The sequence below is a fragment of the Sorangium sp. So ce124 genome (genome assembly GCF_051525235.1).
Lineage (GTDB): Bacteria > Myxococcota_A > Polyangia > Polyangiales > Polyangiaceae > Sorangium > Sorangium atrum.
The window spans coordinates 10378085-10404978 of record NZ_CP150312.1; the positions used below are offsets into that span (position 1 = coordinate 10378085).

Below are 26894 nucleotides of genomic sequence, written 5' to 3' on the forward strand. Positions count from 1 at the left end.
CGCGCGGGCATGCCGGCCTGCTCGCCGCTCCGACCGCTGCTCCGACGAGCTCGGCCGGAGGGCCGCGCGCGGCCGCGTGGCGCCGTCGTCCGGCGGCTTGCGCTACGCTGCCGGGGATGATTCACCACCTCGACGATCGACTCCGCGAAGAGGCGCGGCGTTATCGTCTCGTGTTCGCCTGCCCCGATTGCGCCTCGTTCGATCCGGTGGCCCCCGACCCCGATGAGGCGGGCGCCGGGCCGCCTGGCCGCGGGCCTCGTTGCTCGCTCGGCTACCCGGTCGCGCCGCACCTGAGCACCTCGCTCGAGGGGCGCGACGAGATCATCTTCTGCAAAGCGTTCGAGCTGCGATGAGCCCTCCTGCCGGACCTCCCCCGCCGCCCAGGCGGGGCCGGTCGCACCCCCCGTCGCTGATCCGCCTCGCCGAGCGGCTGATTCGGGACGAGCGGCTGCTCGCTCGCGGCGACGTCGTGCTCTGCGCCTGCTCCGGAGGCCCCGACTCGACCGCGCTGCTGCACGTCTTGGCGCTGCTCCGGCGGCGGATCGGCCACGAGGTGGTCGCGCACGGCGTCGACCACGGCCTCCGCGCCGCGGCCGCGGCCGAGCTCGCGATCGCGCGCGACCTGTCCGAGCAGCTCGGGGTTCCTTACGCCGAGACCCGCGTGGACGTGGCTCCCGGCGCGAACCTCCAGGCCAGGGCGCGCGCCGCCCGGTTTGCCGCGCTGGCGGCTGCCGCGGCGGCGTGCGGCGCCCGCGCGATCGCGACCGGCCACACCGCGGACGACCGGGCAGAGACGGTGCTCTTGCGCCTGCTGCGGGGCGCGGGGCCGCGTGGGCTCGCCGTCCTGCCGCCGCGCGCCCCGCTCCCGTCCGACGCCGCTGGCGCGGCGTGCCAGGACCAGGAGCCGGGGTCGGCGGCGAACATCGAGCTCATCCGTCCCTTGCTCCAGGCCCGCCGCGCCGACGTCCTCGCCCACCTCGGCCGACATCGACTGGCGTTCGCCGAGGATCCCAGCAACAGGGATCCTCGTTTCACGCGCGTCCGCGTCCGCCGCGAGCTCCTCCCGCTCCTCGAGGACCTGTCGCCGGCCATCGTCGAGCACCTCTGCGCGCTCTCGGACATGCTCGTCGCCGGGCGAGATCGGCCGCATGGCGGCGATCCAGACGTCCTCGACGGCAGCGAGCCGCTGTCGATTCCGCTCGGTCGGGCGCAGCGATTCGCGCTCGAGCGGGCTCGCAAGCTGGGGCGGCCGCTGCGCGTCCGCGTTCGCGGCGGCGAAGAGATCGCCGTGGGCTTTCCAGAGGAGTCCAGCGTGCTTATCGAGGACGGGTCTGCACGTCGCGGGACCTGACCGCATGCACCCCACCCGCGGCCCCTGTCGAGTCCCCTTTTTTCGCTGCGTCACCACGGTGGAGACCTGCGGTCGACGACCGAGCCGACGGGTGGCATGCTGACTGGAACACGCGTACAATTTCAGTACACGCCGGCTCGCCGCCGCGAGCTTAGAGGGTCCTCGTGAAGCAATCGCACAAGACGCTGCTGCTCTGGGTTCTGCTGATCATGATGTTCTTGGCGATCTGGCAGTTCTTGAGCCCGGATTCCCGGCCCGCCACACAAGTCGCGTTCAGCGAGTTCATGGCCCAGGTCCAGGTCGAGGCCAAGGACAAGGATCCGCACGTCGAGTCGGTCACGATCAAGGACCGCGAGTACACCTTCTGGGTCAAGGACCCGAAGAGCGGGACGAAGACGAAGAAGGTCACGATCGGGCCTGACAACGCCGACGAGATCACGAAGACGATCGTCGACAACAAGGTCGCGGTGTTCTTCGAGAAGGAAGAGACGTCGCCGTTCTGGCCGGGGGCGATCATGTACCTCCTGCCGACGGTCTTCCTGCTCGTGATGTTCTATCTGTTCATGCGCCAGCTCCAGGCCGGCGGCGGCAAGGCGATGAGCTTCGGCAAGTCGCGCGCGCGGCTGCTCAGCGAGGCGCAGAACAAGGTGACGTTCGCCGACGTCGCGGGCATCGACGAGGCGAAGGACGAGCTCGAGGAGATCATCGCGTTCCTCAAGGACCCGAAGAAGTTCCAGAAGCTCGGCGGCCGGATCCCGAAGGGCGTCCTGATGATGGGCCCCCCCGGGACGGGCAAGACGCTCCTCGCGCGCGCGATCGCCGGCGAGGCGGGCGTGCCGTTCTTCTCGATCTCCGGCTCGGATTTCGTCGAGATGTTCGTCGGCGTCGGCGCGAGCCGGGTGCGCGACCTGTTCGAGCAGGGCAAGAAGCACGCGCCGTGCATCATCTTCATCGATGAGATCGACGCGGTCGGCCGCCACCGCGGCGCGGGGCTCGGCGGCGGTCATGACGAGCGCGAGCAGACGTTGAACCAGCTGCTCGTCGAGATGGACGGCTTCGAGTCGAACGAGGGCGTGATCATCGTCGCCGCGACGAACCGCCCCGACGTCCTCGACCCTGCGATCCTGCGGCCTGGCCGCTTCGACCGGCGCATCGTCGTGAACCGCCCTGACGTTCGCGGCCGCGAGGGCATCCTCCGGGTGCACACGAAGAAGGTCCCGCTCGGTCCGGACGTCGACATGGAGATCCTGGCGCGGGGCACGCCCGGGTTCGTCGGCGCCGACATCGAGAACCTTGTCAACGAGGCGGCCCTGCTCGCGGCGCGCCAGGACAAGGACGTCGTCACGATGGTCGACTTCGAGATGGCCAAGGACAAGGTGCTGATGGGCGCCGAGCGCCGCAGCATGGTCATCAGCGACGAGGAGAAGCGGACCACGGCCTACCACGAGGCCGGGCACGCGCTCGTCGCGAAGCTCCTGGAGAAGTTCTCGGATCCGGTCCACAAGGTGACGATCATCCCGCGCGGCCCGGCGCTCGGCCTCACGCAGCAGCTGCCGAAGGAGGACCGGCTCAGCATGTCGCGCGACTTCGCCAAGGCGCGGCTGTCGGTGCTCATGGGCGGCCGCGTGGCGGAGGAGATCGTGTTCGGCCAGTTCACGACGGGCGCGGGCAACGACATCAAGCAAGCGTCGAACCTCGCGCGGCGCATGGTGACCGAGTTCGGCATGAGCGACGTGATCGGGCCGATCTCGTACGGCGCGGACGAGGAGAGCGTGTTCCTCGGGCGCGATTTCACGAGCCGGCGCCGCGACTACTCGGAGACGATCGCCAACCAGATCGACGACGAGGTGCGGCGGTTCATCCTCGACGCCCACGCCGAGGCGCGGCAGCTCCTCACGGACAACCGCGAGATCCTCGAGCGGCTCGCCACGGCGCTCCTCGAGCGCGAGACGCTGGACGCCGAGGAGGTCGACGCCATCGTCGGGGGCCGCGAGCTGCCGCAGCGCCAGCGCGTCGTGATCCCGAGCTACAGCGATCGGGATCGCGCCGCCAAGGAGAAGCGCCGCGCGGCCAGCATCTTCGGCACCCCGAAGCCCGCTCCGAGCACCTGATCCCGGAGCGCGGGGGTGGCGCCCGACGCCCTCGGGCGGCACCCCCAACGCACTTGCGGCGCCGCGCGGGATGGCGCGGCGCCCCGAGTCCCCTCGATTCCCTGCCCCATTAGAAGAGCGAAGCGCGCGGCCGGCGCGCTCCCCGGATCGCCTCAGGGGGCGGTCAGCGTTGCCTGCAGGAACGCCCACTGCTGCAGATCGGCCGGGCGGCCGTCGTCGTGCGCGCGGTTCGCGCTCGTGAAGATCGCCTTGGCGCCGTCACCGAAGATGAACAGGCCGTAGCCGAGCGCGAGCCGCAGCGGCTCCCATGGCTGCAAGGCGAGCGAGAGATCGATCTCGTGGCCCAGCGTCCGGCTCTCGTTGTCGCTGGCGGCGCCGACGGGGAGGAGGCGCGCCGTCACCCACCTGCCTGTTGGAGAGGCGAGGCCGATGAACGTGTAGCCGGCGGAGACGGTCAGCGGCTCGAAGGGCGAGGCGCGGACGCTTCCGCCTCCCTCGATCACGTTGGACCACCCGTAGAGCCCCATGGGGCCGTGGTTGTCCTGCGCGTCGGGCAGGATCGGATCGAAGCGGCGCTGCGTCTCGCCCACCTCGAGCGCGCCATCGTCGCCCGTCGCGTAGGCGCCGCGGGCGCTGAAGGTGAGGTGCGCGGGGAGCGCCGTCTCGAGCTCTGCCCGCGCTGCGGCCGCGAACGCGCCGAGAGCGCGGTCGGCCGCGAACGTGGCCACGCGGCCGAGCTCGTACGCCCCCTCGAGCGCATAGCGAAAGCCCCGGCGGTCGCCCGAGACGCGCGCGTCGAGGACGACGGTGTCGCCGGGCGTGAGCCAGGTCGGGCGCGGCTCCCGGGTGATGCGCGCGAGCGCCGTGGCCTCGAGGTGGAGCAGGGGAGCGACCCGCCAGATCGCGTTCAGGCCGTAGAGCTGGGCCCCTGTCCCGGCGGCGATGGGCTTGCGCGTCCCTGCCACCTCGGGCGGAGCGCCTCCTGGCGCAGCGAGGACCACGGCCATCGCCTCGATGTCGACGTTGCCGAGCTGCAGCCCTGCGCGCACCGCATCGAGCGATCGCCCGGTGAGCGTCTCGTCGTCCGCTCCGACCAGGCGGCCATCGCCCCACGCGATCCGCTGCCGGCCCAGCCGGACGAAGGCGCGGCGTCCCGAGCGTCTGTGCAGATCGATGTACGCCTCGTAGGGCGCCGTCTCCGGGAGGGCCGGCTCGCCCGGCCCGACGAAGATCGCGTCGTCGTTCCCCCAGAGCCGCGCGTCCTGCAGCGTGACGACGCCCGTGACGGGGCCGCGCTCGACGGTCAGCCCGAGGCGCGCGCGCTGGGCGAAGAACCACTGCGTCTTGACGACGCTGCCGGTGTCGCTCAGCGGCGGCAGCGCGCCTCCGAAGCCCTCGGCGAGCACCGCGTTCGAGCTGTAGACGTCGCCGCCCGTGTCGACCGGGTACCGGCGGAACTCTCCGCGGAGCCGGAACTCCACGGAGGGGCGGAACGTGAACCCGCCGACGGCCAGGCCCTCCGACTGCGGCGACGCCTGCGCCGCCGCCCTTCCGGGCGCGAACGTGAGCGCGAGGAGCGCCGATCCCAGAGCGATGGAGGCGAACGGCAGGGATCGGATCATCAGCGAAGAGGGCCGGAGCGCGGGGTCGTCGGACTGCAGAGGTGCGGCCAGGACCGCGGCGTTCGGGCGGGCGGCGCTCCTGGATCGCTCGCGGAGGATAGGCGTCCCGATGCGCGTCGGACAAGTGGGGAAGCGGCTCCGCTCCTTCCCGACGGCCCCGGCGTCCTGCGGGGACAGCTGGCGTGCCGCGCGCCATGCCGGCGTGCGCCATGCGGCGTGCGCCATGCGCCTGGCCGACGACGTCAGGGATCGAAATCGTCCTCGCCGCGCGACACCGGCGGCTTGGGTGGCTTCGGGGCGGCCCCTGCGCCGCTACCGCGCCGCGGCGGCGCCTTCACGCTCGTGGCGGGCTGCCTCGGCGGTGGTCGGCTCGCCGCGCCCCGCCGCGCCGGAGCGTCGCCCGAATCGACGGCGAGCACCAGATCGAGCGCGAGCTTCGACGCCCTGCCGGCGTGTCGATCCGCGGCCGCGCCCGCTTCCGCGATCACGCGCTCGGCCGCCTCGAGCTCGTGCTTCACCTCGCGGCGCTGCGGATCGTCCGCGAGCGCCTCGGCCCATGCGGCCGCCAGCGACGCCCGCTTCTTCTCGAGCTCCGCGGCGCGGTTCGAGAGCTCGCCGAGCTGCTTCGACATCGCGAGGGAGCTCTTCAAGGACGCCTCGAACGCCTCGATGGCATCGCTGTCCCCCGCGTCCAGCGAGCGACCGCCTCGGGCGCTCACGATCCGCGCTTCTGGCACGAGCTCGACCTGGAGCAGCACGCCCGCCGCGCGGAGCTCCGCGGCGCGCGCGCGCGCCGCTTCGAGAGCCGCCTTGCGGTCCGATTTCGGATCGAGCCCGAGCGCGCGCGAGAGCTCGGCCGGCGCAGCATTCGAGAGCTCCTCGGCCTTCAGCGACTCGTCGCGGAGCGCCCGGGCGGCCTCGAAGAACTCGTCGTAGGGCTGCTTGCCCGTGCGCAGGGCCCGCCCCTGATCGAGCAGCGAGACCTGCGCGGCGCACGCGGCGAGCAAGGGCGCGGGCGGCGCGACCAGCAGCAGCGCGAGCGCCGCCGCGCGGAGCCGGCTCGCGCGGTCCGGCGGCCTTGTCATCCACATTGGAGGATGACCCCCCAGAGCTCGTAGCTCGCGGCAGGCTTCGAGAGGAACACCACGCCCACGTAACCGGAGCGCGACGACACGCCGAGCACGCCTTGCCCGAAGTTGCCGGCCGGCGGCGAGAGCGCGATCGGATCCCCGATCGGGGAGAAGTCGGCGGCCAGGGTCTGCGCGCGCATGGCGCGGCTCCCCGGAGGGCCTTCGGTCCACACGAGGAGCCAGCGTCCATCGCCGAGCCCCGCGATATCCGGCGCGAAGGCGTCGCCCCCGGGGCCGCCGGAAGGGAGCGGGATCACCTGGGTCGACCCGGGGATGGTACCGGGAGCGGCCTGCCCGGCGCGGATTTCCCATCGCCCATCCGCTGGCCGATCGGCAAAGACGACGGCGAGCGCGCGCTCGTTCCATCCAAGCGATGGCTTGCCGATCGAGCCTCCGGAGCCGGTCACCCGGGTGAGCTCACCGACGGGCTTGCGCTCGGCGTCGAGCCAGCCTGCCCACACGGCCTTCTCGCGGCGGAACGCGACGGCGTAGCCGCCGGAGCCGGCCGCGAGCGCGCGCGGCGCCTCGAGCGGCTCGTCACCTTGCACCGGCCAGAGCGGGGAGGGGGCGGCGTCGGGGGCATCGGCCGCCACCAGAGCGCCGTTCGCCAGACCGACGACGAATGATCTCGGCCCCGGCACGCTGACGGGGGAGCGGATGGCCTGCTGCGCGGCCGTGAGGACGGTGAAGCGCTCCTCGACCGGCGAGATGCTCACGATGTCGGCGGCCTCCCGGTTCGAGAACCGCTCGCTCCGCTCCCCGGTCGCGGGATCGATCTCGAGGCCGATGGCCTCCATGGGGCTCTTCGCGTACCCCACCACGAGCTTGCCGCCCTTCGTTGCCGTGACCTCGAAGGGGATGCTCTTCGCAACGAGCGGCGCCCATGGCTGGGGCTGACGCGCCACCCAGCAGGGCTTCGGCGGGACGGGGATCGCCGAGCGCGCGGCGTCCTGCGCTGCGCCGAGCGCTGTGCGCGCCGTCCCGACCGGCGGCTGCCCCGCGGCCATGACGGAGCGGCGGCCCGCGAAGAAGGCGACGACGCTCATGAGCACCGCCGCCCCGCAGAGGCCGATGAGCGACGAGACCGGCACGGTCACGGCTGCAGAGAGCCCCTTGCCGTCGCCGCGTCGCGCCGCGAGCGCGCGCGGGTTGAGCGCTGGCGGGCCGTTGCCCGATCCAGGGACGGAGCCGCGATCCGAGCGCTGGCCCGAGGCCTGGAGCGCGTCGGCAGCCGCCGAGCTGCGCTGCGGGTTCGGCAGCCCTGGCAGCCCTGGCCACGAGCGCATCGCCGGGTGCCCCTGCGACGCGCTCGATCCGACGCCGACCGACGGGATCGTCGCGTACTCGCGGCGCCCCATCGGCGCCTCGGCGGCCAGAGGAGAGCGCTTCGTCTCGCTGGGCACGGGCGGCGCGGGGAGCTCCGGGGTCTCGCGGTGCAGCACCGTGGTGGAGGGCTCCGGGGCGTCGCCGCGATCGCGGCTCGCCGCGGGCTCGCGGCCGTCGCCGGCCGGCGCCTCCTCGATGCTGCGGGGCGAGGGACCGTCGGTGGACGTCGCTGGGCTCGCAGGGCGCGATCCTGGCGACGCCATCGCCGTGGGGACGGCGCCCGTGACAGGCGCAGCGTCGGCCGGTGGGGCCGGCGCGGCGATGGGCAAGGTCGGCGTTGCCAGCGCGGCCGACGGCGAGGGAGGCGCTGCTGCCAAGGGCGCGGCGCGGGGCGCGTCCGCAGGGGGGCGCGGCGGCGGCGCGGGGAGCGCTCCGAGACGGACGAGTGCCTTTGCGCCGGCCGCCGTCTGATCCGGTGCGTCAGGCGCGCGCGGGCCCGCAGGCCGCTTCGCGGCGACGGCGGGGAACCGGACCGGAACTGGAGGTGGCGGCACGGAGCGCTTCCCCGTGGGCGCGGGGCGCTTCGTGGCGCGACCGGGGCTCGAGGGCGCCGGTGGCGTCGCCGAGAGGGGCTTGCCGGCGCCTTGATCGGCGCCGGTCGTCGCTCCGCCGCGCCCATCGTTCTGCGGCGCAGCGCCCGTCAGCGCCGCGTCGCGATCGAGGGGGAGAGGCGGGGGCCGGGGTGGTCTCGCCTCCGCGCGCGACGTCGTACCGCCCGCGGCCTTCGGCGCTGCCCCCGGCCTGCTGGGCGCAGCTGCCCCCGGCCTGCTGGGCGCAGCTGCCCCCGGCCTGCTGGGCGCAGCTGCCCCCGGCCTGCTGGGCGCAGCCGCGCCCGCCGCGCGCCTCGGCGGCGCCGGCTGATCGCCGTCCGCCTTCGCGCCGGCATCGCCCGCGGCGCGGCCTGCGTCTGCGGCAGGGCGCTGACCCGCCGAGGTCTCCTCGGGTTCCTCCGCCCCCGAGGGGAGCTTGGGCGCGCGCGGGATCTCGGTCGTTCCATGGTCGCCGGGCGAGGGACCGTCGTAACGGGGCAGCTGGGTGATCGCGCGGGCGACCCCCGCATCGAACGATCCGCCCGCGGCTGGCACGACGATCGGCGCGTTCTGTCCGCTGGCCGGCGCGTCTGTCGGTGCCTCGACGCCCGTGAGCGTCCGCATGGACTCGCGCTTGCGCGGCGGGGGAGGCGGCTGCGGTCGCGTGGTCGCCCGGGTCGCGTGCTGCGCCGCCGGCTTCCGCCCGTTCGCGGACCTCTCCGCGGGCGCCGGGCCGATGGGCTGGCCGCTGCGCGCGGGCGCCGGACCCAGATCCTCGATGAGCTCGATCTCCAGCGCCGCCCCGTCCTCGCGAGCAGCCTCTTCGGCCCCGGCGGCCGGCCTCTCGGGCGCGGCGGTGCGCGCCTCGGGCTTGCGCCGGAGCTGGGCGGCATCGGCGAGCTCAGGCTGCCTGGACGCGGGCGCCCAGGCGTCCATGCCCTTGCGCCAGACGAGCGTGGAGCCTGGAATGATCCCGGCAGACAGCGCGCTGCGCAGCTCGGCGGTGCTCAGGCTCCGCTGGACGCCGCGCTCATCCGTCCATCTCCACGCGCTCAACGGGGGTCCCTCCGCCAGCTGGTAGAGCGCCGGAATTTCAGGACGTGAACCACGACGATCGCGATCGTACCGCGCGTCGTTTGCAAAGAGATCTTCTTTCGTGCGCCCACGCAACCGCACGCCCACTCACGACGAAGATCGCGCTGGTCGCTCATGAGCCCTTCCCGCGCCCTCGTCGCCGCAGTCCGCTCTGTGCTCGCCGCCGCTGCGCGCACGCTCAGCCCGCCGGCCTGTGCGGGCTGTGACACCCCGATCGCCGATGCCTCGGTATTCTGCGCCGGTTGCGCGCAGACCTCCGTGCCTTACGCAGAGGGGGCCCCGCGAGGGGGGGCGGGCTCGCGCGCCGCGGCGGGGACGCCTCTCGTCGCGTTCGCTCCGTTTGGAGGGGCGATCGCGGAGGGGATCCGGCGCTTCAAGTATGGAGATCGCCCCGATCTCGCACGCCCGCTCGGCCGGTTGATGCTCTGCGCGGCGCGCGATGCGGAGGTGCGCGTCGACCTGGTTGTCCCGGTGCCGCTGCATCCGCGCCGTCTCGCCGAGCGTGGGTACAACCAGGCGGCCCTGCTGGCCGCGCACGTCGCTGACGGACTCGCGGTGTCCTTCGCCCCGCGGGCCCTCTGCCGTGTCCGTCCCACCGCGCAGCAGGCGCAGCTCCCGCGCGACGTCCGCCTGCAGAACGTGGCGGGTGCGTTTCGCGTGCACGCGCCAGAGCGCGTGCAGCGCCGGAGGGTCGCGCTCATCGATGACGTGGCCACCACGGGGGCCACGCTCGCCGCGTGTCGAGATGCGCTCCTTGGCGCGGGCGCAGCTTCGGTGATCTACCTCGTCCTCGCAACGGCCGAGAGCGGGGCGGACGAGCTCAGAAGCTCACCTCCGTCAGCACACCGCACCTGACGCGGACGGTCCTGCCTTCGGTGAGCCACCGCGTGCCGTCGCGCGTCGGCTCGCCCAGTCGAACGAAAAAGCGCCCGCAGCGTACCTCGACGGGTCGATCGCTGGGCCCTACCGGCACACCCGTCACGTAGACGGTCGCGTTCCGGGAGGAGCTGATCTTGAGCAGGCCGTGGCCCTTTCGCGGGGTTGGCGGAGTCGTCGCTGCAGCGTCGACGGATGTCTGCTGTTGAAGGGTTGCCGTTTCGATAGCGGGTAGTGCTGGAGGTGCCGCCGCCTCCGTGGCTGGCAGTGCTGGAGGTGCCGCGACCTTGGTAGCTGGCAGTGCTGGGGGTGCCGCGGTCTCAGCACGTGGCGTCGGGGATGCGGTCGGCGTCGGCTGCGCGGTGGCGTCGGTCGCGCTCGCCGGGGGCGCGGCTGCCAGCTGCACGGGGACGGCCGCTTGCTTTGAGGCCACAGCGGTGATGCTTACAGGACTGCCGGTGACCACGGTCGCCGGTCGAGACGCTCGGCCGCGTGCCGCCAGTTTTGGCAGGCTCGTCTCGACGGTGTAGACCCCCAGCGCAAACAGGATGGTTGCAGTCGCGAGCGCAACCACGGCGGTGCCGAGCGGCGAGAGCGGCTTCGACAGAGGGGCCTCGGCTGAACCAGCTTGGGGCGAGACCGAACCAGGTTGAGGCGAGGGCGGCTTCGACGGGGGGCCCTCGTCCGACCCAGGTTGAGGCACGCCTACGCCTGACCCAGGTTGAGGCACGCCCGACCCAGGTTGAGGTTGAGGTACGTCCACGCTGGCCGACCCGGGTTGAGGCACGTCCGACCCAGGTTGAGGTTGAAGTACGTCCACGCTGGCCGACCCGGGTTGAGGCATGACCGACCCAGGTTGAGGTTGATGAGGTTGAGGTACGTCCACGCTGGCCGACCCGGGTTGAGGCACGTTGACGCTGGCCGACCCGGGTTGAGGCACATCCGACCCAGGTTGGGATACCTCCTTGTCCGTCAAGAACATCGGGCGCCACTTTAGCGGGATCGCTGCCGGACCGGATTCCCCCGGTCGGCGGCTCGCCCGCCGGAAGCGCAGGAGCTTCGCCGTCGGAGCCGGCCGCGAGAGCAAGCACGAACGCTGATTGTGTGCTGGAATACATGTGTGTACGTCGTCGCACATCCACTGACGTGGATTCGCAGGAGGTTGCCGCGCGGTCGTCGTGTGCTGGCCGCCGGGGTGCTCGACACCCTCGGGCTCCTGGATCGCTTCCTCTGGCTGCGCGCGAAGCTTCGGCTGCCCGTGCTCTCCGTGTTCACCTACCACCGCATCGCGGAAGTCTCGGACGTGGACGAGCTCGATCCAGGGGTCGCCGAGGTGAGCGCGCGCGAGTTCGAGGAGCAGCTCGCGGTCATCAAGACGCACGGCACCGTGGTGTCCCTCCGGGATGTGCGGCTCCTCGCGAAGGGCCGGAAGCTCCCGCCGAACCCCGTCATGGTCGCGTTCGACGACGGCTACCGTGACAACCACGACGTCGCGTTGCCCCTCCTCCAGCGCGCCGGGGTCACGGCCACGTTCTTCATCGCCACCGAGTACCCCGACAGGGGCCGCCTCTTCTGGTGGGATCGCGTCGCGCTCCTCATGCACCGCTGCCGCCGGGCGCGCGTCGAGATCGCCTACCCAGCGACGCTCGTGCTCGAGCCGCTGCGCGACCCGATCGCCGCGGCGATGCTCGTCTGCCAGACCATCAAGCACACCTCCGGGGTCGACATCGGGCGCCTCTGGGACGAGATCGAGCGCGCCACGGGGGTGTCGATCGACCTCGGCGAGGAGCGCGCGCTCGCGACCAGGACGATCATGGACTGGAACCACATCGGGGCGCTGCGGCGGGCGGGCATGGACGTGCAGTCGCACTCGCACAGCCATCGTGTCCTCCAGACGCTCTCGCCCGAAGAAGCTACTCGCGATCTTGCGCGCTCCCGCCGCGTGCTCTCCGACGCCCTGAACGAGGCCGTGCATGCGGTCGCGTACCCCGTCGGATACAGCCTGTGCGGCGCCTTCCATCGCGCCGTGAGGGAGGCCGGCTTTGAGATCGGCTTCACCAACAACTCCGGCCTTTGCATGCTCTCGTCCTTCGACCCCCTGAACTTCCCGCGCATCGCCATGGACCGCGGGCAGATCGGCGCGCTCTTCAAGCTCAAGCTGCTCATCGGCCAGCGGCCCGGCTCTCGGGCCAGCCGCTGATTGAGCAAAGACCGCGCGCCGGTCCGCCGCCGCGCACCCGCAGCGCCTCCGCTCGCTCGACGCCGCCTCGGCCGGCGCGCGTGTGGCCTGGGCTGTGCACGTGCACGTCGCTGGTCCGGTTCTGCACGCGCATGGCCTCGATGGGCCACGAAAGCTGCTGCGCAGCCTGTTCGACGAAGGGGGGCTCCCGTGAAAGGCACAATCCATGAACGCAGCTTCCGCGCCGCCGTCTCGATGCTCGGCGCGGCCTCGCTGATCTCCGCGGCCCTCGCGTCGGGATGCGGCGGCGCGTCGACGCCCGCCGCCTCCGTGAAGGCGCCCGCGCGGCCCGCGCAGGCATCGTCCGATGGGCAGGGCGCGCGGGGGACGAGCGTCGAGCAGCGCGAGCAGCGCGAGGCCCAGCGCGCCTGGTGCGTGTACCTCGAGGAGCTCTACCAGCGGGCCACCGATCAGGCGAAGGGCTGGCCGAAGTTCGACCAGTGCACGCAGATGACGACGATGGCCTCGCCGAAGATGCTCCGCGCGACCTCGGAGTGCTCGCTGGCAGCGCTGCGGCGCTTCGATGGCGATCCCTTCACCGCCGCCTATGCGGAGGAGGTGAGCCGCTGCGGCTCCGAGGCCATGACGGCCACCACGCTCCCGCGCGCCGACCTGGCGCCGTACATGGCCGTCCTCTGCGGCCGCCTCGCGGGGTGCGGAGACCTCGACTACGACACCTGCCGGCAGAGCCTGGAGGAAGGCCTCGGCCCGCAGCTCGAGCGGGCGATCGGCGCGATGAACAGCCGCGGTCGGCACGCGGTCCGCGCCTGCTTCGGCAAGCTCGCGTGCGGCGGTGATCTGGGCCCCCAGATCTCCGCGTGCCTCGAGCCCATCATGGACGACCTGCTCTGGCTGCCGGGGTGAGCGGCCGGCGCGCCGCGCGCAGGGCTCCTGCGCGGCGCGGCGGTCAGCCGGCGGCGCCCGGCAGGCGGCAGCGCGCGATCAGGGGGACGTGATCGGACAGCCCTGCGAACGCGCCCTTGTGCCCGAACGGGTGCGTGCCCGTGAAGTCCAGCCACTCGAGGCGCTCGGACGAGTAGACGTGGTCGAGGTGCATGCGGAGGTTCATGAAGCCCGCCGTCGGGAAGGCGCGCGCCTCCGTCTCGGAGAGGCATCGGACCTTGGCGAACGCGTCCACGAAGCCGATCTCCTCGCGCAGGAAGCGATCGACCGGCGAGCCTGGCAGCGAGTTGAAGTCGCCGACCACCACGAAGTTGTCGCTCCGGCGCTCGCGGCGGACGAAATCGGCGAGCACCCTCGCCTCCTCGATCTGATTCGGCCCGAACCCCATCCTCGCCTCGCCGGTCCAGAACTCCCGCGAGAACACGCTCGGCAGGCTGAGGTGGGTGTTGAACACATCGAAGCTCAGCCCGCTCTCGTGCTCGAACGACACGTGCGCGCAGATGCGCGTCTGCTTCAGGCTCTTGACCCCCCGCCGATGGGTGATGTCGTGCGGGCGCTCCGCGTTGTGGTGTCCGATGTGGAATGTGTCGCGCGCGAGCACCGCGAGCCCGGTCGTGTAGATGTTCGTCCGCGAGGTAAGCCTGTAGGCGTGCGCGGGGAAGTAGTAGGCGACGTAGCGCTCGCGCCGCTCTGCCTGCGCCAGCGCCGCGTGCAGCTCGGTCATCAGGCGATCGAGCTGTGTCTCCTCCGGGTGCCACCGCGGGTTCATCGTCGAGGACCTCAGCGACTGGGTCTCGACCTCCTGGAGGCACACGAGATCGGGCAGCGGGGACATCCGCGCGAGCGTCGTCGCGATCCGGGTGATGGCGGCGCTTGTCGAGGCGATGCCCCGCGTGCCGTGCCCGAAGTAGCGGACGTTATAGGTGACGATCCTGAGCGGCGTGCCGCCGTCGCCCGGTGTCCCGGGGCCGCGGAGAGCGCCGGGCGCCGCGCGCGCCGAGGTCGGGTCCGGCGCCTGCTCCGCCGGTGTTGGGCCGCTCGAACGAGGTGGGAGGCGTCGCTCGGTCATGTATCCTCTCGCCCATGGGCAAGAATATCATCGTTTCCGAGGATACCATTCGTGACCTGCTGGAAGCGCATGCCTCCCTCTCCGCCTGGTATTATGAGCTCTGGTCGGCGCTGCGGGTCGCGAAGGCCTCGGCGAGCGCCCCCGATGATGCGGCCCGTGCGGCGTTTGTCGAGCGGATGGCCACGAGCTTCCCGGAGGTCGCGTCGATCGCCCGCTCCATCCAAGTGCCGAGGATGTTCGTCCCGCCGCCGCCCGCCGTGAGCGTGCCCCCCACAGCGGAGGTCGAGGCGGGAGGAGAAGAGGCCCCGACAGCGATCGAGCCCGCGCCCGCCCGGCTGCGGGAGCTCCATGGCCAGCCACCGAAGAGCCAGCCAGGCTCGGGTCCTAACGATGAGTCCGCCCCGGCGCCGTCGCAACCTGCGATCGCCCCTCCACCGATGGTGGTCCCGTCGACCGTGAAATACGACACCTGACGTCGAGTCCCCGCTCGGCCGGACTCGTGAGCTCTCACCACCAAGGCACGCCTCGCGTGTTCACCCCCAGCGCGCCTCGCGCGCCGCTCCTCGCACGAACCGTCAGCGCGCCGGGCCGCTGGTCGACCATCCGCTGAGTCGCTTGGGCCGCGACCTGGAAGGCGCCGAGCTCGAGGGCGGCGTCGCTGAGCGCCCCGAGCGCGGCTGCGTCGTCCTCGTCCCGCGAGCCGTTCATCGCAGCATCGGAGCGCTGACCTCCCCTCGCGCTGGAGCTCCGCCCTGGGCGCGCCGCGGCTCTCTCGGGGGCGCCACAGGCTCGATCCGATCGCGAAAGAGCTTGCATCGCCGGTCTGCGCCGGCAAGCTCGCCGCTCCAGCGCATCGTTCGATCGACCAGCAGCGCGCAGCGCGGAGGAGATCGCATTGCCTGTCCAGACGGATGGCGACCGCCTGCAGCGGCTCTGCGCCGCGACGCTGATCCTGCACCTCTGCGCCGCGTGTGCTCGCCGCACCTCGCCGGAGGCGGATGCGACCGCGGCGTCCTCACCGGATGCGGGCGCGACCGTGGCGCCCTCGCCGGAGGCGGACGCGGCGCCCTCGCCGACGTGGTCTGCGGAGAATCCGCCGGGCGACGAGATCACCCCTGTCTACGGGAAGGCCGAGGGCGCGCCGGAGCCGCTCGCGGCCCGGCTGTGCGACGCGCTTCACGCATTGCCCGCGCGGCGCAAGGCGGCGTGCTGCGGCGGCGCCGCGGGCTTCCACGCCGCCGCCGAGTGTGCGCGCGCGCTGAGCCTCGCGGTGCGCACGCGGGCGGTGACGCTATCGACCGACGAGGTGGGCCGCTGTGTCGAGGCGATGGAACGGTCGCTCGATGGGTGCGACTGGGTCTCTCCGCTCGCCGCCCCGGTCCCGCCCGCGTGCGAGGGGATCGTGCGGGGCGCGCTCGATGAGGGGGCCCGGTGCCGGTCGTCGCTCGAGTGCGCGGGCGGGCTGCGCTGCGATGGCGCCGGCCCCACCGACGCGGGCACCTGCCGCGCCCCGCGCGCCGCGGGGCCCTGCGGCCTCTCGGTCGACGCGCTGGCCGCGGTCACCCGGCAGACGCGCTACGCCGAGGCGCACCCCGAGTGCCGCGGCCACTGCGCCGGGCGCGCGTGCGCGGATGACGTTCCGCTCGGCGGCCGCTGCGAGGCCCACGCGGCCTGCGGGCGGGGCCGCCGCTGCGTCGACGCGCGCTGCAGCGAGGCGGCGCTGCCCCCCGCCGGCGCCGCCTGCATCGGCGGGCTCTGCGCGGCCGGCGCGCGGTGCGTGGACGGGCGCTGCGCGGCGCCGAAGGCCGAGGGCGAGGCCTGCACGCGCGACGGCGAGTGCCGCTCCGCGTGTATTCGAGGAGGGCGCGGGGACGCCGCAGGCGGCGCGTGCGGGATGCGATGCGCGGCGCCGTGACAGGCGAGCTCCGCGCGCGGCGCCACGTCGGGCGGCTCAGGGCCGGAAGTGGCCCTGGGTCGCGCCCTCCCAGGCCGTCGCGAGGTAGGGGAAGGCCGGGAGGAACCGCGCGTCGTTCGCGGCGACGCCGTCCCCCGCCGTCGTGCCGAGCGCGCCGGTCAGCATGAGCGTGAGCACCGCGTCGGTGACGTCGGTCTGCTCGTGATCCGCGCCGGGGACCAGCGCCCGGCCGTTCGGGAAGCCCGACGGCATGCCCAGATCGATCCGGAGCACGTCGCCGAAGGTCTCCAGGTTGTGCCCTCCGAGGCTCGCGGGCTTCAGGTTGAAGGTGTCGATGAGGTCGGTCCGGCCCTGCCTCAGCGCCTCGGGATCGAAGGCCGCGAGCGGCTGGCCTGCCTGGTAGAGCCCGGCGAACTCGGCGTCGCGCACCAGGATCGGGTTCAGGAAATAGGCCCCGAAGTTGGCGAGATCGTCGCGCGGGTGCGCGCGGTTGTACTTGTCCTTGTCCTGCAGGCCGATGATCCAGGTGTTGATCAGCGGCAGGCCGACACGCGAGACCTGGACCCAGGGACCGAGGCCGTCTTCCTTGCCGTTCGCGCGCAGGATCCGCACCTTGCGGCGGCTCGCGGAGGCCCAGATGCCGAGCGTCTGCCGGTCGCTCGGCCCCGGCGTGGGCTCCGCGCCGCCGTTGACCGCCGCGAGCGGGATCTCGAGCGCGAGCGTGTGGACGTTGAAGCCGGCGAGGTTGTCGCGCGCGGTGCACGACGGGTTCGGCGCCGCGAGGAGCGGGCACAGCCCCGCCAGATCGGACGCGCGGCCGAGATCCGCGTAGTACCCGTCGTCGCGCGGCCCGGCCCAGGCGCGCCCCGCGCCGCCCGCCATCTGCTTGAGGAACTTCGAGGACGTCGCGAAGGCCGGGTAACCGCCGCCCGTGATCCGGTAGGCGAGCTGGTTCGTCCTCCTCCCGATGTTCGGCGGCGCGACCGGGGCGTCCCTCAGGAGCACGGTCGACGCTCCGCCCTCGATCTTCGTCACGGTGTACGTCTGCTCCCCGCCGGCGAGCTGCGAGAAGAACTCGTTGCCGCCGCTCGGCGCCGGCGTGATCCCCGCCGGATCCGCCGCCGGGTACGGCCTCGTCGAGAACCGGAACTGATAGGTCAGCGCGTCCTCGAGGCTCGACGGCCCGCGCGCGACGTGCACCTCGTAGAGCACGTCGTCCGAGAAGCCGTGGAAGTTCGGCCCGCTGGCGGGCTCCTCGAGCGGAATGTAGCTCGCGAGGATCACGAGGTTGCCGCCTTCCACCCACGCGTACAGGTCGGTGTTGTCGGCGGCCGGATCCCTCGCGATGGCCGGCGCCTCGCGGTGGCTCGACGCCGCGGCGAGGCCGGGCGCGCTGAGCGCGACGGACGCCGTGAAGACGGCGACGGCGCGCGACGGTCGGTGGATCATGCGTGCGGGTCCTTCCATCGCTCCTCTGCGGCTCATTGCCTGAGCAGGAACACCGAGCCTTGCTCCTGGGCCCTGTGATCGACGAACGCGAAGACGTCGGCGCCCCTCGCCCGGTGCAGCCCCCCGGGCTCGTCGTGGCCAGGCGCGCCGGCGGCCGTCGCCGACCGCGCCCCGGACGCCACCTCGATCCATACGATCTCGTCGGCGCCTCGGGTCGGGTCGCGCGTGAGCACGAGCAGCGCCGCGTCGTCGCGCGTCAGCGCGATGCCGCACGGATAACCGACGTGGAGCCCGGTCGCGAACGGGCTCACGAAGCCGTCCTCGATCCTGAAGATGGTCGCCGTCTTGTCGGGGCTCGCGAGGGCGTCGCACACGAAGACGTCGCCCGGGCCGGCGACCGCGATCCCGCTCGGGTCGACAAGCGGGCTCCCCTTGGCGAGCGCCGACACCTCGCCGCCGTGCGCCGGCAGCGAGAACACGCCGGGCTGACCGTCGTCGCGATCGCGCCCCGAGAAGATGATCCGCTCCTCGTTGTCCGCGCCGCGCGCGACCTCGAGGCCGCGCGCCTGCAGCCCCTCGCCGCCGTCGATCGGGGCGATCGCGCCGCCGGGCAGGTCGATCGCGAAGAGGGCGCCCGCGTCGTCGAGCGCCGGGCCGCCCGCGCCTGGGTCGGCCACGAAGAGGCGACCGCCGTCGGCGCTCGTCGCGATCCCGAGCGGCGCGACGAGCGGCGGCCCGGCGGCGATCTCGGCGGCGCCGGCGCCGCCTTGCGCGCCGATCCTGAAGACGCCGGCCCTGCCGTCCGCGCCGAGGCCTGTGAAGTACACGTAAGCTCCGCCGGCATCCGGCGTCGCGTCGAACGCGATCGCCGGGACGAGCGGCGAGACCGCATAGGGAGCATCACCCCCCGCGCCGCCCCCGCCTCCCGTACCGCTCGCCGCAGTTGTGCCTGGTGCCCCTCCGGTGGAGCTCGCGCTGGTCCGTCCGGGCGGATCCTCCGCGCGGCTGCAGCCCGGGTTGCTCGCGGCGGCCGCGAGCGACGCGACAGCGCACAGCACACCGGCGCTTCGCCGGAAGTCCCCCCTGGCTTCCGTCATGCCTGCTCCTCCCGAGGGCGCCGCTCGTGCGCTCGGCTCGCGCGGCGCGCGCTGGCGCACGCGACCCGAGCCGCACGGCGATCGCGCGGCGCTGGACGCTGCCCGTTCTGCCACGGGGCTCCCGGGTCGAGTAGGCCCCGGCCGCGCTGCGCGCGACAAAGCCGCGTGCACCCTGCCTCTCGTGTCCGGGGTCGCCTGCTGGCGCTCAGGCCCATGAGCAGCGGCGCCGCCCGGACGCCGTTCCCCCGTCGACCCGCTGACTGCCCCGTTTTATAACGAAGTCATGTTCGATGTCGCTCGGTCACTGTACGTACGGGCGTTGGAGGACATCCGTGCGGCGGGCCTCTACAAGGAAGAGCGGATCCTCGCGACGCCGCAGGGGCCGGTGATCCGGACCGAAGGTGGCGCCGGGGTCCTCAACTTCTGCGCGAACAACTACCTTGGCCTGTCGTCGCACCCGGCGGTCATCGCGGCGGCGAAGGAGGCAATCGACACGCACGGCTTCGGCCTCTCCAGCGTGCGCTTCATCTGCGGCACGCAGGACCTCCACCGCCGGCTGGAGTCCCGGATCGCCCGCTTCTTCGGCACCGAGGACGCCATCCTCTACTCGTCGTGCTTCGACGCGAACGGCGGCCTCTTCGAGACGCTCCTCGGCGAGGAGGACGCCGTCATCTCGGACGCGCTGAACCACGCGTCGATCATCGACGGTATCCGCCTCTGCAAGGCCGAGCGGCACCGCTACCCGAACGGGGACATGGCCGCCCTCGAGGACATCCTCCGCGCGACGGCCGGCAAGCGGCTCCGGCTCATCGCCACCGACGGCGTGTTCTCGATGGACGGGTACCTGGCCAAGCTCGATACCATCTGCGATCTCGCCGACAAGTACCGCGCGATGGTGATGGTCGACGACTCGCACGCGACCGGGTTCATCGGGCCGACGGGCCGCGGGACCGCGGAGCTCTGCGGGGTCATGCACCGCGTCGACGTGATCACCTCCACCCTGGGCAAGGCGCTGGGCGGGGCGAGCGGCGGCTTCACGACCGGCCGGCAGCCGATCGTCGACCTGCTCCGGCAGCGATCGCGGCCGTACCTGTTCTCCAACACGCTCGCCCCGGCCATCGCCGGCGCCTCGATCGCCGTCTTCGACCTCATCGACGCGGAGCCCTCGCTGCGCATGCGGGTGATGGAGAACGCGCGCCGGTTCCGGCAGGGGATGACGCAGGCCGGCTTCACCATCAAGCCCGGCCCCCACCCGATCGTGCCCATCATGCTGGGCGAGGCGCAGCTCGCGAACGAGATGGCGAAGGCGCTGCTCGCCGAGGGCATCTATGTGATCGGCTTCTCGTACCCCGTCGTGCCGAAGGGCGAGGCCCGCATCCGGGTGCAGCTCTCGGCCGCGCACGAGCCCGAGCACGTCGATCAGGCGATCGACGCCTTCCGGCGGGTCGGCGGGCGCCTCGGCGTCGTCGCCTGAGCGGCTCAGTACCGGAGGATCACCTTCGGGTGGCTCGAGATCGCCTCCTGGAAGGCCGCCGCGTCGTAGTCCTCGAAGTCGAACACCGTCCCCTCGCCCCGGTTCAGGATGACCTCCCAGATGAGGTCGTGGATGTTCGGATCGCGTGACTCGAGCAGGTGGCGCGTGATGTGCCACGTCTCGAAGATGCGTCGGCCGATCACGCTGTGGAGGCTGATGCCGTCCACGATGAGGCGATCGAAGTTCTCGATCACCGCGTCGCCGCTCTTCAGGCCGAAGAGGATCACGTCGCCCCCGCGCCTCGCCGCGTGGATCGCGTTGTTGACGCTGCTGTTCACGCCGCTCATCTCGAGCACGACGTCGACGCCCACGCCGTCCGTGAGCTTCCGCACCCGCTCCGTCAGCTCGGGATCGCTCGCGTGGGGCCGCTCGGGGCTCGCCCGGTGCGGGCGCAGGACAGCGTCGGCGCCCAGGCGGCGGGCCATCTCGGCGTTCCGCTCCGCCGGCTCCACGCCGATGACGTAGATCGCCCCCATCGCGCGGGCGATCGCGATCGCGAACAGGCCGATGGTGCCGCAGCCGAAGATGGCCACGCGCTTGCCGCGGAGGTTCACCTTGGTGCACGCGTGCACGGCGTTGCCGAACGGCTCCTGCACCGCGGCGACCTCGGGCCGGATCCTCGCGATGTCGGTGCGCCACAGGTTCTTCGCGGGCAGCTTGACGAGCTCGGCGAAGCAGCCATCCTCGCTGATCCCGATGATCTTGTCGTCCGCGCACACGTGGGTGTCGCCGACGCGGCACTGGTAGCAAGCGCCGCAGGCGATGTGGCTCTCGGTCGACACGATGTCCCCGATCTCCAGCCCGAAGGACCGGCGCGCGTCGGTCCCGAGGTCGACCACGCGGCCGAGCAGCTCGTGGCCGATCGTGCGCGTCGCCTTCCGATCGCGCTCGAGCGACGAGAGGATCATGTCCTTGAAGGCGCTGCGGAACCAGATGCCGCGATCCGAGCCGCAGAAGCCCGTCATGATCGGCTTGACGAGGACGCTCGCGCGGTCGTGGTAGTCCCTGGCCTCATCGATCGCCGGGCGCTCGACCTGATCCTTGGACAGCCCGACGGTGGACTCCCACGGCTGCTTCTCGCGGTTGTACGTCAGCGCCCACATCGCGTCGCTCATGCACCTGGCTCCTGTTCGGGGTTCGAGGCGCACGCAGCTGCCGCACGGGCGCCTCGGGCACGTGAAGCGTGGCGCGTGAACGAGCGAGCGCCCACTAGAAAATTGCGCTCGGGTTGATCCCGTCTCCGGCGCCTCGCTCGGCCTCTTCGGCTCGATCTCGCGGCGCCCCGGGCGCACCGTCTGCACCGTCGCCCTGAAGCGGATGACTCGCCGCGTCGACCGCGAGGCGGCGGGACCGCACACACGCGTGGGGGAGACCGCGCTCCCACGCGCTGCCGACGGGCTTCAGCGGCGCTTGGACTGAGGGCGCGCGGGCGGGGGAGGCGGGGTCGTCTCGGAGACGGGGGGCCGCTCGCGGAGGCATTTGTCGAGGCCGTCGTGCAGGGCCGCCTCGTGGGCGCCGGGGAGCTTCGGGCGCCCCATGACGTTCACGAAGAGGCGATCCTGCGCGATGCCGCCGCCGGGGCCGAAGCTCATCCACACGAACATCGCGCGACCCTTGATGTGATCGAAGGGCACGCCCGCGCCGAGCCCGCCGCGCCAGCTGCGCGAGTCGTGGCTGTTGTTGCGGTTGTCGCCCATCACCCACGCCTCGTCGGCGGCCACCTTAAAGGGGCCCTGGAGATCGCCGCAGATGCCGCCCCGGCACGTGGAGCCCGGGGTGCAGTCGTCGCTCTCCACGCACATCATCCCGTCGGGGTTCTTCTCGTAGAGCGTGAAGTACGACTTGTCTCCGAGGTACTCGACGAACAGCTCCGCTTGCCGGCCCTCGTAGTGGTAGGGGCCGACGTGACAGTGGGGGACGAGCCAGCCGTTGATGACGGGGCGGCCGTTGATCGCCTCCAGCGTGTCGCCAGGGATGGCGATCGTCCGCTTGATGAAGTCCTGCTCCTTGTTCTCGGGGAACTTGAACACCATCACGTCCCCGCGCGACGGCGGCAGGCGAGGGAAGAGGCGCTGGTCGGTCCAGGGGATGAGCGGGCCGTAGGTGAACTTGTTGACGAAGATGTGGTCGCCGACCATGAGGGTCGGGATCATCGAGCCGCTCGGGATCTTGAACGCCTCGACGACGAAGGCGCGCAGGAGGAGCGCGACGGCCACGGCGATGCCGATCGACTCCGCGTACTCGCGCATCTCGCCCTTGCGCCAGCGGCCGAGGTGCTCGCCGACCGCGCGATCGGCGCGGCTGTGGGCCGCGTCGAACTCGTCGGCGTCGAACGTGTCGGCGCTCATCGCGCGCTCGAGGGCCGCGATCGCCTGCGTCACCTGCTCGCGCTCGCCGCTCGTCAGCTCGCGCTCGACGTCACGCTTGCGGCTGCGCAGGATCCGGTTGGCCTCCTCGAGGAGCGCCGCGGCGTCCTCGAAGCGAGCGCGCGCCTTCGGCGGGATGTCCCGGCGGCCGCCGACGCCGATCGCCGACGCGAACGGCAGCTCGTGGCGGAACCGCCAGAGGATCATCGCGAAGATCGTGAAGAGCACGATGCCGGCCGGGATCTGCTGCTCGCCGACGAAGACCCGGAGCGGCTGGGAGCTCCCTCCCGCCGGCGGGGTGAGCAGCCAGACGTTCAGGACCGCGAGCGCGAAGGGAACGATGCAGATCCACACGAGGTGGAACAGGAAGCGCAGCGGCGCCCGGCCGTCCCTGCCCCCTGGCGGAGGAGAGCTGCCAGTCGAGCGCGGGTCCGCGCCGCCGGTCGCCTTGGCCGCGCTCACGCGGGGCTCCGAGCTCGCGCTTCCCCTCATCGAGGGTTTGAACTCCGAGCTTGCGGACCGACTGGCCGCGACCGACGGGACGCTCTGGGGTTGATCATCGGGGCGCGGCGGCAAGAGAGAGCTTATGTATACGCCGCCCCTCGCCGCGGCAAGTGCGCAGGCGCGGCGGGCGACGCGCGGTCCGTCGGCGTCGTCGCCCGCGTGTCCTCGTTCGCCCTCGTCGCCCTTGTTTGCCCTCGTTTACGCTCGTTTACGCTCGTTTACGCTCGTTTACGCTCGTTTGCGCTCGTTTACGCTCGTTTGCGCTCGCTTGCCCTCGTCAGGGCGCGTCTCCGACCTCGACGGCGTAGCTCACGAGGGCAGCGCGGTCGTCGCGGGCGTACGTCGTTGGCTGTGTCCGCCCCGCGGCGCTCGTGTTGTCGATGACCAGGTAGTACTGCCCCTTGGGCAGCGGCACCGTTCGCCGCCAGGGGGCGCCGGAGTACACAGGCTCGTCGAGCAGCGGCGCGGCTGTCAGGGGCGCCGGCGCGGGCTGCGTCAGGTACGCCTGGAGCCACGGCTCCCCGGTGCCTCGAGGCACGAGGATGACGTCAACGCCGGGCGCGCCCTCGACGGCGACCGTGAGCGTCAGGGCCTCGCCGTTGCCCGCGATCTCCAGGGGGCCGATGTAATCGCGCTGCTCCTGGTGGACCTCGGTGCGCTCGTTCGCCAGGAGCAGCTTGCCGTTGTCGCGGCGCTGGTACGGGGCGTCGGGCCGCTGCCCCTTCTCGATGATGCCGAGCCCGAACTGCACGGCGCCGTCGTCGTCGCGGATGACGGTGAACCCCCGGGCGATCTCGGTCTTCAGGAGCTGGGCGCCGAGCGCGTTCGCGTACGCGCTGCCCTGGGCGAGCGACACGCCGCCGAGCGAGACCGCGCTGGGCTGCTCGATGAGCTTGGTCGTGAAGGTCGCCGCCGTGGTCGAGCGCTGGCGGAAGTACACGTACATCGTGTCGCCATCCATCAGGAAGTCGTGGTCGTACTCGACGGCCGCGCTCGCATCGAAGCTCATGCGCTTCGTCAGGTTCGTCCAGACGACGCCGCTCCCCCCGAACTGGAGGAACAGGTGCCCGTTCGCGAGCTCCTGGGCGACGCACGAGCCCGGGTAGAACCGGCCCGTCACCGGATCCTCGTCGCGGAGGCGCAGCGGAACGCTCCGTTTCCGCATCTCGCTGCAGAGCTGGCTCGTCGCGAAGGCGAGGATGGCCCTGCGGAGGGACAGGTTTCCCGGATCGTTCACGACGCCGGGCATCACGCCGAGCGCGCCTTGGCCGCACGCGCCGCACACCGTTCCGAGCAGCGAGAGGCAGAGCGCGAGGCCGAGCGCGCGCAGCGCGGCGGTGCGGAAGAGCATGGGCGCAGCATAGTCGAAACACCGGCGGGTCGAGCAGCGCGCCGGCGGGTCGAGCCGCGCGCCGTGAGGCGCGTCGCCTTCGGCCCCGACGCGCCGCGAGGCGCGTCGCCTTCGGCCCCGACGCGCCGCGAGGCGCGTCGCCTTCGGCCTCTGCGCGTGGGTGGTGATAGGGTCACTCCCATGGCGAACGTCGCAGTCATCGGGGCCGGCGCGTGGGGGACGGCGCTGGCGAAGTTGCTGGCGGACAAGGGCAACCCCACCGCGCTCTGGGCGCACCACGGCGAGCTCGCCGAGCGCATCGGCCGCGAGCGCCAGAACGACCGGTACCTGCCGGGCGTGGAGCTGCCCGCGAGCCTGCGGGCGACCGGCGATCTCGAGGACGCGCTCCGCGGCGCGGAGCTCGCCGTCGTGGTCGTCCCGTCGCACGCGCTGCGCGAGGTCGTCCGGGAGGCAGGGCGCCACATCCCCCGGGACGCGCTCGTGTGCAGCGCGACGAAGGGCATCGAGAACGACTCGCTGATGCTGATGAGCGAGGTGCTGGTCGACGAGCTCGGGCGCGAGGCCGAGCCGCGGCTCTCGTACCTGTCGGGCCCGAGCTTCGCGCGCGAGGTCGCGGCCGGCCAGCCGACCACGGTCGTGGTCGCCGGCAGGAGCGAGCGGGAGACGCACGCGGTGCAGCGCATGTTCGCGACCGATCGGTTCCGGGTCTACTCGTCCGATGACGTCGTGGGCGTGGAGGTCGGCGGCGCCCTCAAGAACGTCATCGCCATCGCCGCCGGCATCTGCGACGGCCTCGGCTTCGGCCACAACGCGCGCGCCGGGCTCATCACGCGCGGCCTCGCGGAGATCGGCCGCGTGGCGGCGGCGAAGGGGGCGAACCCGCTCACGCTCGCGGGGCTCTCCGGCATGGGCGACCTGGTGCTCACGTGCACGGGCGAGCTGTCGCGCAACCGCACCGTCGGGATCGAGATGGGCAGGGGACGGAAGCTCGACGAGATCCTCGCCGGCCTCGGCCATGTCGCCGAGGGCGTGAAGACCGCAAAGAGCGCGCACGACCTCGCGGACAAGCTGGGCGTGAGCGCGCCGATTACGATCGAGGTGTACCGGATGCTGTACGAGGGAAAGCCGCCGCAGCAGGCCGTCGTGGACCTCATGACCCGCGCCCTCACGAGAGAGTGAGACGCGGGGCCGGCTCGCGGGAAGGCACTTTCTCGCGCCGCAGCGCGCCTCGCCTCTCGCGAGCGTGTAAAGTGGCGGCGCGATGCAAACGCGACCTCTCGTGAGTCTCCTCTCCGCGCTCCTCCTGTCGAGCGTAAGCTCGACGGCCGCTGCCCAGTACGGCACGCCGCCCTACGGTGGTCAGCAGGGCGGCGCGTACGGCGGTCAGTACGGCGGCGGGTACGGAGGCCAGTACGGCGGCGGGTACGGCGGCTACGGGTACGCGCCGCAGAAGAAGAGCGAGCCCAAGTCGACGCCGCTCGAGGTCGGCTACCTCTACGCCACCTCCGTGGCCTACGGCGTGGGGACCGGCATCTGGATCGACGCGGTCGCCGGCATCGACGATCCCGGCGTGCAGTTCATCGCCCCCGCGCTCCTCGGCGTCGCGGCGCCGGTCGGCGTCTACTTCCTCGACTCGCCGCCGATGCCGCGCGGCATGCCGTCCGCGATCGCCACGGGCATGGTGATCGGCGCGGGCGAGGGGCTCGGCATCGCCTCCTACCAGTACGTCAGCGCGCGGAAGGGCAAGGAGTGGGGCTTCCTCGGGCTCGCGACCGCCGAGGTGGTCGGCTCCACCGTCGGCGGCGCGGCGGGCTGGGGGTTCTACTACCTCCTCCGGCCCAAGCCGCAGACCAACATGCTCGTCGCCTCGGGCGCCGTCTGGGGCTCGCTCATCGGCAGCGCGTTCGGGGCCGCCGCCAGCAATGGCGACTGGAGCGAGTCGAACGACAGCGTCTCGCTCGGGGGCCTCATCGGCTTCAACGTCGCGACCGCGGGCGCCGTCGGCCTGTCCGTCGCGTGGACGCCCTCGTGGAACCAGCTCGCGTGGATGTGGGGCGGGCTCGGCATCGGCACGGTGGTGTCGTTGCCCATCTACCTCGCGTACATCGGGAGCGATCACGACCCCCGCCGCGGCCTCATCGCCCAGGGCGCGGCGGGCACCCTCGGCCTCGTCGCGGGCGCCTTGTTCCTCGGGAGGCCGGACTCGAGCTCCTCCGTCGCCCTGGACGACCAGGAAGATCGTGGCCGCCCCCCGTTCGCGCGCGTGCTCGGCGGCAGCCTCACGCCCTACCGAGGCGGGCTCGGCGCCGTCGTCGTCGGAGAGCTCTGGTAAGCCGCGGTGTGCCGTCCAACACGGCTGCATGAGG

21 protein-coding genes are annotated in these 26894 nt (G+C 72.5%); 11 read left to right on the top strand and 10 right to left on the bottom strand.

What is annotated here, in order from left to right; translation table 11 throughout:
• The first annotated feature begins 116 nt into the window (after positions 1 to 116).
• The 3 genes from WMF19_RS39065 to ftsH all read left to right on the top strand — a co-directional run bounded on the left by WMF19_RS39065 (position 117) and on the right by ftsH (position 3462).
• Positions 117 to 353, top strand: a complete 237-nt coding sequence (locus tag WMF19_RS39065; protein ID WP_437794899.1) for a hypothetical protein — start codon at positions 117 to 119, stop codon at positions 351 to 353.
• Positions 350 to 1351, top strand: a complete 1002-nt coding sequence (gene tilS, locus WMF19_RS39070) for a tRNA lysidine(34) synthetase TilS (protein ID WP_437895008.1) — start codon at positions 350 to 352, stop codon at positions 1349 to 1351. Before WMF19_RS39065 ends, tilS begins: the two co-directional genes overlap by 4 nt.
• Positions 1352 to 1515: 164 nt before the next feature.
• Positions 1516 to 3462 (top strand): ATP-dependent zinc metalloprotease FtsH, encoded by a 1947-nt coding sequence (gene ftsH, locus WMF19_RS39075; RefSeq protein ID WP_272102803.1) that lies wholly within the window; start codon positions 1516 to 1518, stop codon positions 3460 to 3462.
• Positions 3463 to 3614: 152 nt separating this feature from the next.
• Here the strand turns inward: ftsH and WMF19_RS39080 are convergent, their stop codons facing one another.
• From WMF19_RS39080 to WMF19_RS39090, 3 genes are read right to left on the bottom strand one after another with little or no spacing between them, the layout of a single operon-like run.
• Complete coding sequence (locus tag WMF19_RS39080; RefSeq protein ID WP_437895009.1) at positions 3615 to 5309, bottom strand: alginate export family protein; 1695 nt, start codon at positions 5307 to 5309, stop codon at positions 3615 to 3617.
• A 17-nt stretch (positions 5310 to 5326) separates the two neighbouring features.
• Entirely contained in the window at positions 5327 to 6169 is an 843-nt protein-coding gene (locus WMF19_RS39085; RefSeq protein ID WP_437895010.1) for a hypothetical protein, read from the bottom strand.
• Positions 6166 to 9186: a GYF domain-containing protein gene (locus WMF19_RS39090; RefSeq protein ID WP_437895011.1), complete on the bottom strand. Its 3021-nt coding sequence runs from the start codon at positions 9184 to 9186 to the stop codon at positions 6166 to 6168. Before WMF19_RS39090 ends, WMF19_RS39085 begins: the two co-directional genes overlap by 4 nt.
• Positions 9187 to 9483: 297 nt before the next feature.
• On the opposite strand from WMF19_RS39090, the gene WMF19_RS39095 reads away from it, so the two are divergent.
• The 3 genes from WMF19_RS39095 to WMF19_RS39105 all read left to right on the top strand — a co-directional run bounded on the left by WMF19_RS39095 (position 9484) and on the right by WMF19_RS39105 (position 13204).
• Positions 9484 to 10080 (top strand): ComF family protein, encoded by a 597-nt coding sequence (locus WMF19_RS39095; protein ID WP_437895012.1) that lies wholly within the window; start codon positions 9484 to 9486, stop codon positions 10078 to 10080.
• Between the two features lie 1183 nt (positions 10081 to 11263).
• Positions 11264 to 12301, top strand: a complete 1038-nt coding sequence (locus tag WMF19_RS39100) for a polysaccharide deacetylase family protein (protein ID WP_437325111.1) — start codon at positions 11264 to 11266, stop codon at positions 12299 to 12301.
• Between the two features lie 189 nt (positions 12302 to 12490).
• A complete protein-coding gene (locus tag WMF19_RS39105; protein WP_437895013.1) occupies positions 12491 to 13204 on the top strand; it encodes a hypothetical protein in 714 nt (237 codons plus the stop codon).
• A gap of 43 nt (positions 13205 to 13247) precedes the next feature.
• Here WMF19_RS39105 and WMF19_RS39110 read toward each other — a convergent pair whose 3' ends face one another.
• Positions 13248 to 14312 (bottom strand): endonuclease/exonuclease/phosphatase family protein, encoded by a 1065-nt coding sequence (locus tag WMF19_RS39110; protein ID WP_272102810.1) that lies wholly within the window; start codon positions 14310 to 14312, stop codon positions 13248 to 13250.
• A gap of 14 nt (positions 14313 to 14326) precedes the next feature.
• On the opposite strand from WMF19_RS39110, the gene WMF19_RS39115 reads away from it, so the two are divergent.
• Entirely contained in the window at positions 14327 to 14785 is a 459-nt protein-coding gene (locus tag WMF19_RS39115) for a hypothetical protein (RefSeq protein WP_437895014.1), read from the top strand.
• A gap of 34 nt (positions 14786 to 14819) precedes the next feature.
• Here WMF19_RS39115 and WMF19_RS39120 read toward each other — a convergent pair whose 3' ends face one another.
• Positions 14820 to 15020 carry a hypothetical protein gene (locus tag WMF19_RS39120; RefSeq protein WP_437895015.1) on the bottom strand — a complete coding sequence of 67 codons (201 nt, stop codon included), beginning with the start codon at positions 15018 to 15020 and terminating at the stop codon, positions 14820 to 14822.
• Positions 15021 to 15207: 187 nt separating this feature from the next.
• Here WMF19_RS39120 and WMF19_RS39125 point away from each other — a divergent pair, with 187 nt between their 5' ends.
• Entirely contained in the window at positions 15208 to 16227 is a 1020-nt protein-coding gene (locus WMF19_RS39125) for a hypothetical protein (RefSeq protein WP_437895016.1), read from the top strand.
• 36 nt (positions 16228 to 16263) lie between these two features.
• On the opposite strand, the gene WMF19_RS39130 is transcribed toward WMF19_RS39125, so the two are convergent.
• Positions 16264 to 17676 carry a DUF4331 domain-containing protein gene (locus tag WMF19_RS39130; RefSeq protein ID WP_437325106.1) on the bottom strand — a complete coding sequence of 471 codons (1413 nt, stop codon included), beginning with the start codon at positions 17674 to 17676 and terminating at the stop codon, positions 16264 to 16266.
• Positions 17677 to 17708: 32 nt separating this feature from the next.
• Positions 17709 to 18773, bottom strand: coding sequence for a hypothetical protein (locus tag WMF19_RS39135; protein ID WP_437895018.1), 1065 nt, complete (start codon positions 18771 to 18773; stop codon positions 17709 to 17711).
• Positions 18774 to 19056: 283 nt separating this feature from the next.
• On the opposite strand from WMF19_RS39135, the gene kbl reads away from it, so the two are divergent.
• On the top strand, positions 19057 to 20247 hold the full coding sequence (gene kbl, locus WMF19_RS39140; protein WP_437325104.1) for a glycine C-acetyltransferase: 1191 nt from the start codon (positions 19057 to 19059) through the stop codon (positions 20245 to 20247).
• A 5-nt stretch (positions 20248 to 20252) separates the two neighbouring features.
• On the opposite strand, the gene WMF19_RS39145 is transcribed toward kbl, so the two are convergent.
• The 3 genes from WMF19_RS39145 to WMF19_RS39155 all read right to left on the bottom strand — a co-directional run bounded on the left by WMF19_RS39145 (position 20253) and on the right by WMF19_RS39155 (position 24528).
• Complete coding sequence (locus tag WMF19_RS39145; RefSeq protein WP_437895019.1) at positions 20253 to 21422, bottom strand: zinc-binding dehydrogenase; 1170 nt, start codon at positions 21420 to 21422, stop codon at positions 20253 to 20255.
• Positions 21423 to 21707: 285 nt separating this feature from the next.
• Positions 21708 to 23135, bottom strand: coding sequence for a signal peptidase I (gene lepB, locus WMF19_RS39150; protein ID WP_437325102.1), 1428 nt, complete (start codon positions 23133 to 23135; stop codon positions 21708 to 21710).
• 319 nt (positions 23136 to 23454) lie between these two features.
• On the bottom strand, positions 23455 to 24528 hold the full coding sequence (locus tag WMF19_RS39155; RefSeq protein WP_437895020.1) for a hypothetical protein: 1074 nt from the start codon (positions 24526 to 24528) through the stop codon (positions 23455 to 23457).
• A gap of 180 nt (positions 24529 to 24708) precedes the next feature.
• Between WMF19_RS39155 and WMF19_RS39160 the strand changes: the two genes are divergently transcribed.
• Both WMF19_RS39160 and WMF19_RS39165 read left to right on the top strand, forming a co-directional pair.
• A complete protein-coding gene (locus tag WMF19_RS39160) occupies positions 24709 to 25707 on the top strand; it encodes an NAD(P)H-dependent glycerol-3-phosphate dehydrogenase (RefSeq protein ID WP_272102820.1) in 999 nt (332 codons plus the stop codon).
• A gap of 82 nt (positions 25708 to 25789) precedes the next feature.
• Positions 25790 to 26860, top strand: a complete 1071-nt coding sequence (locus WMF19_RS39165; RefSeq protein ID WP_437895021.1) for a hypothetical protein — start codon at positions 25790 to 25792, stop codon at positions 26858 to 26860.
• Positions 26861 to 26894 lie beyond the last annotated feature (34 nt).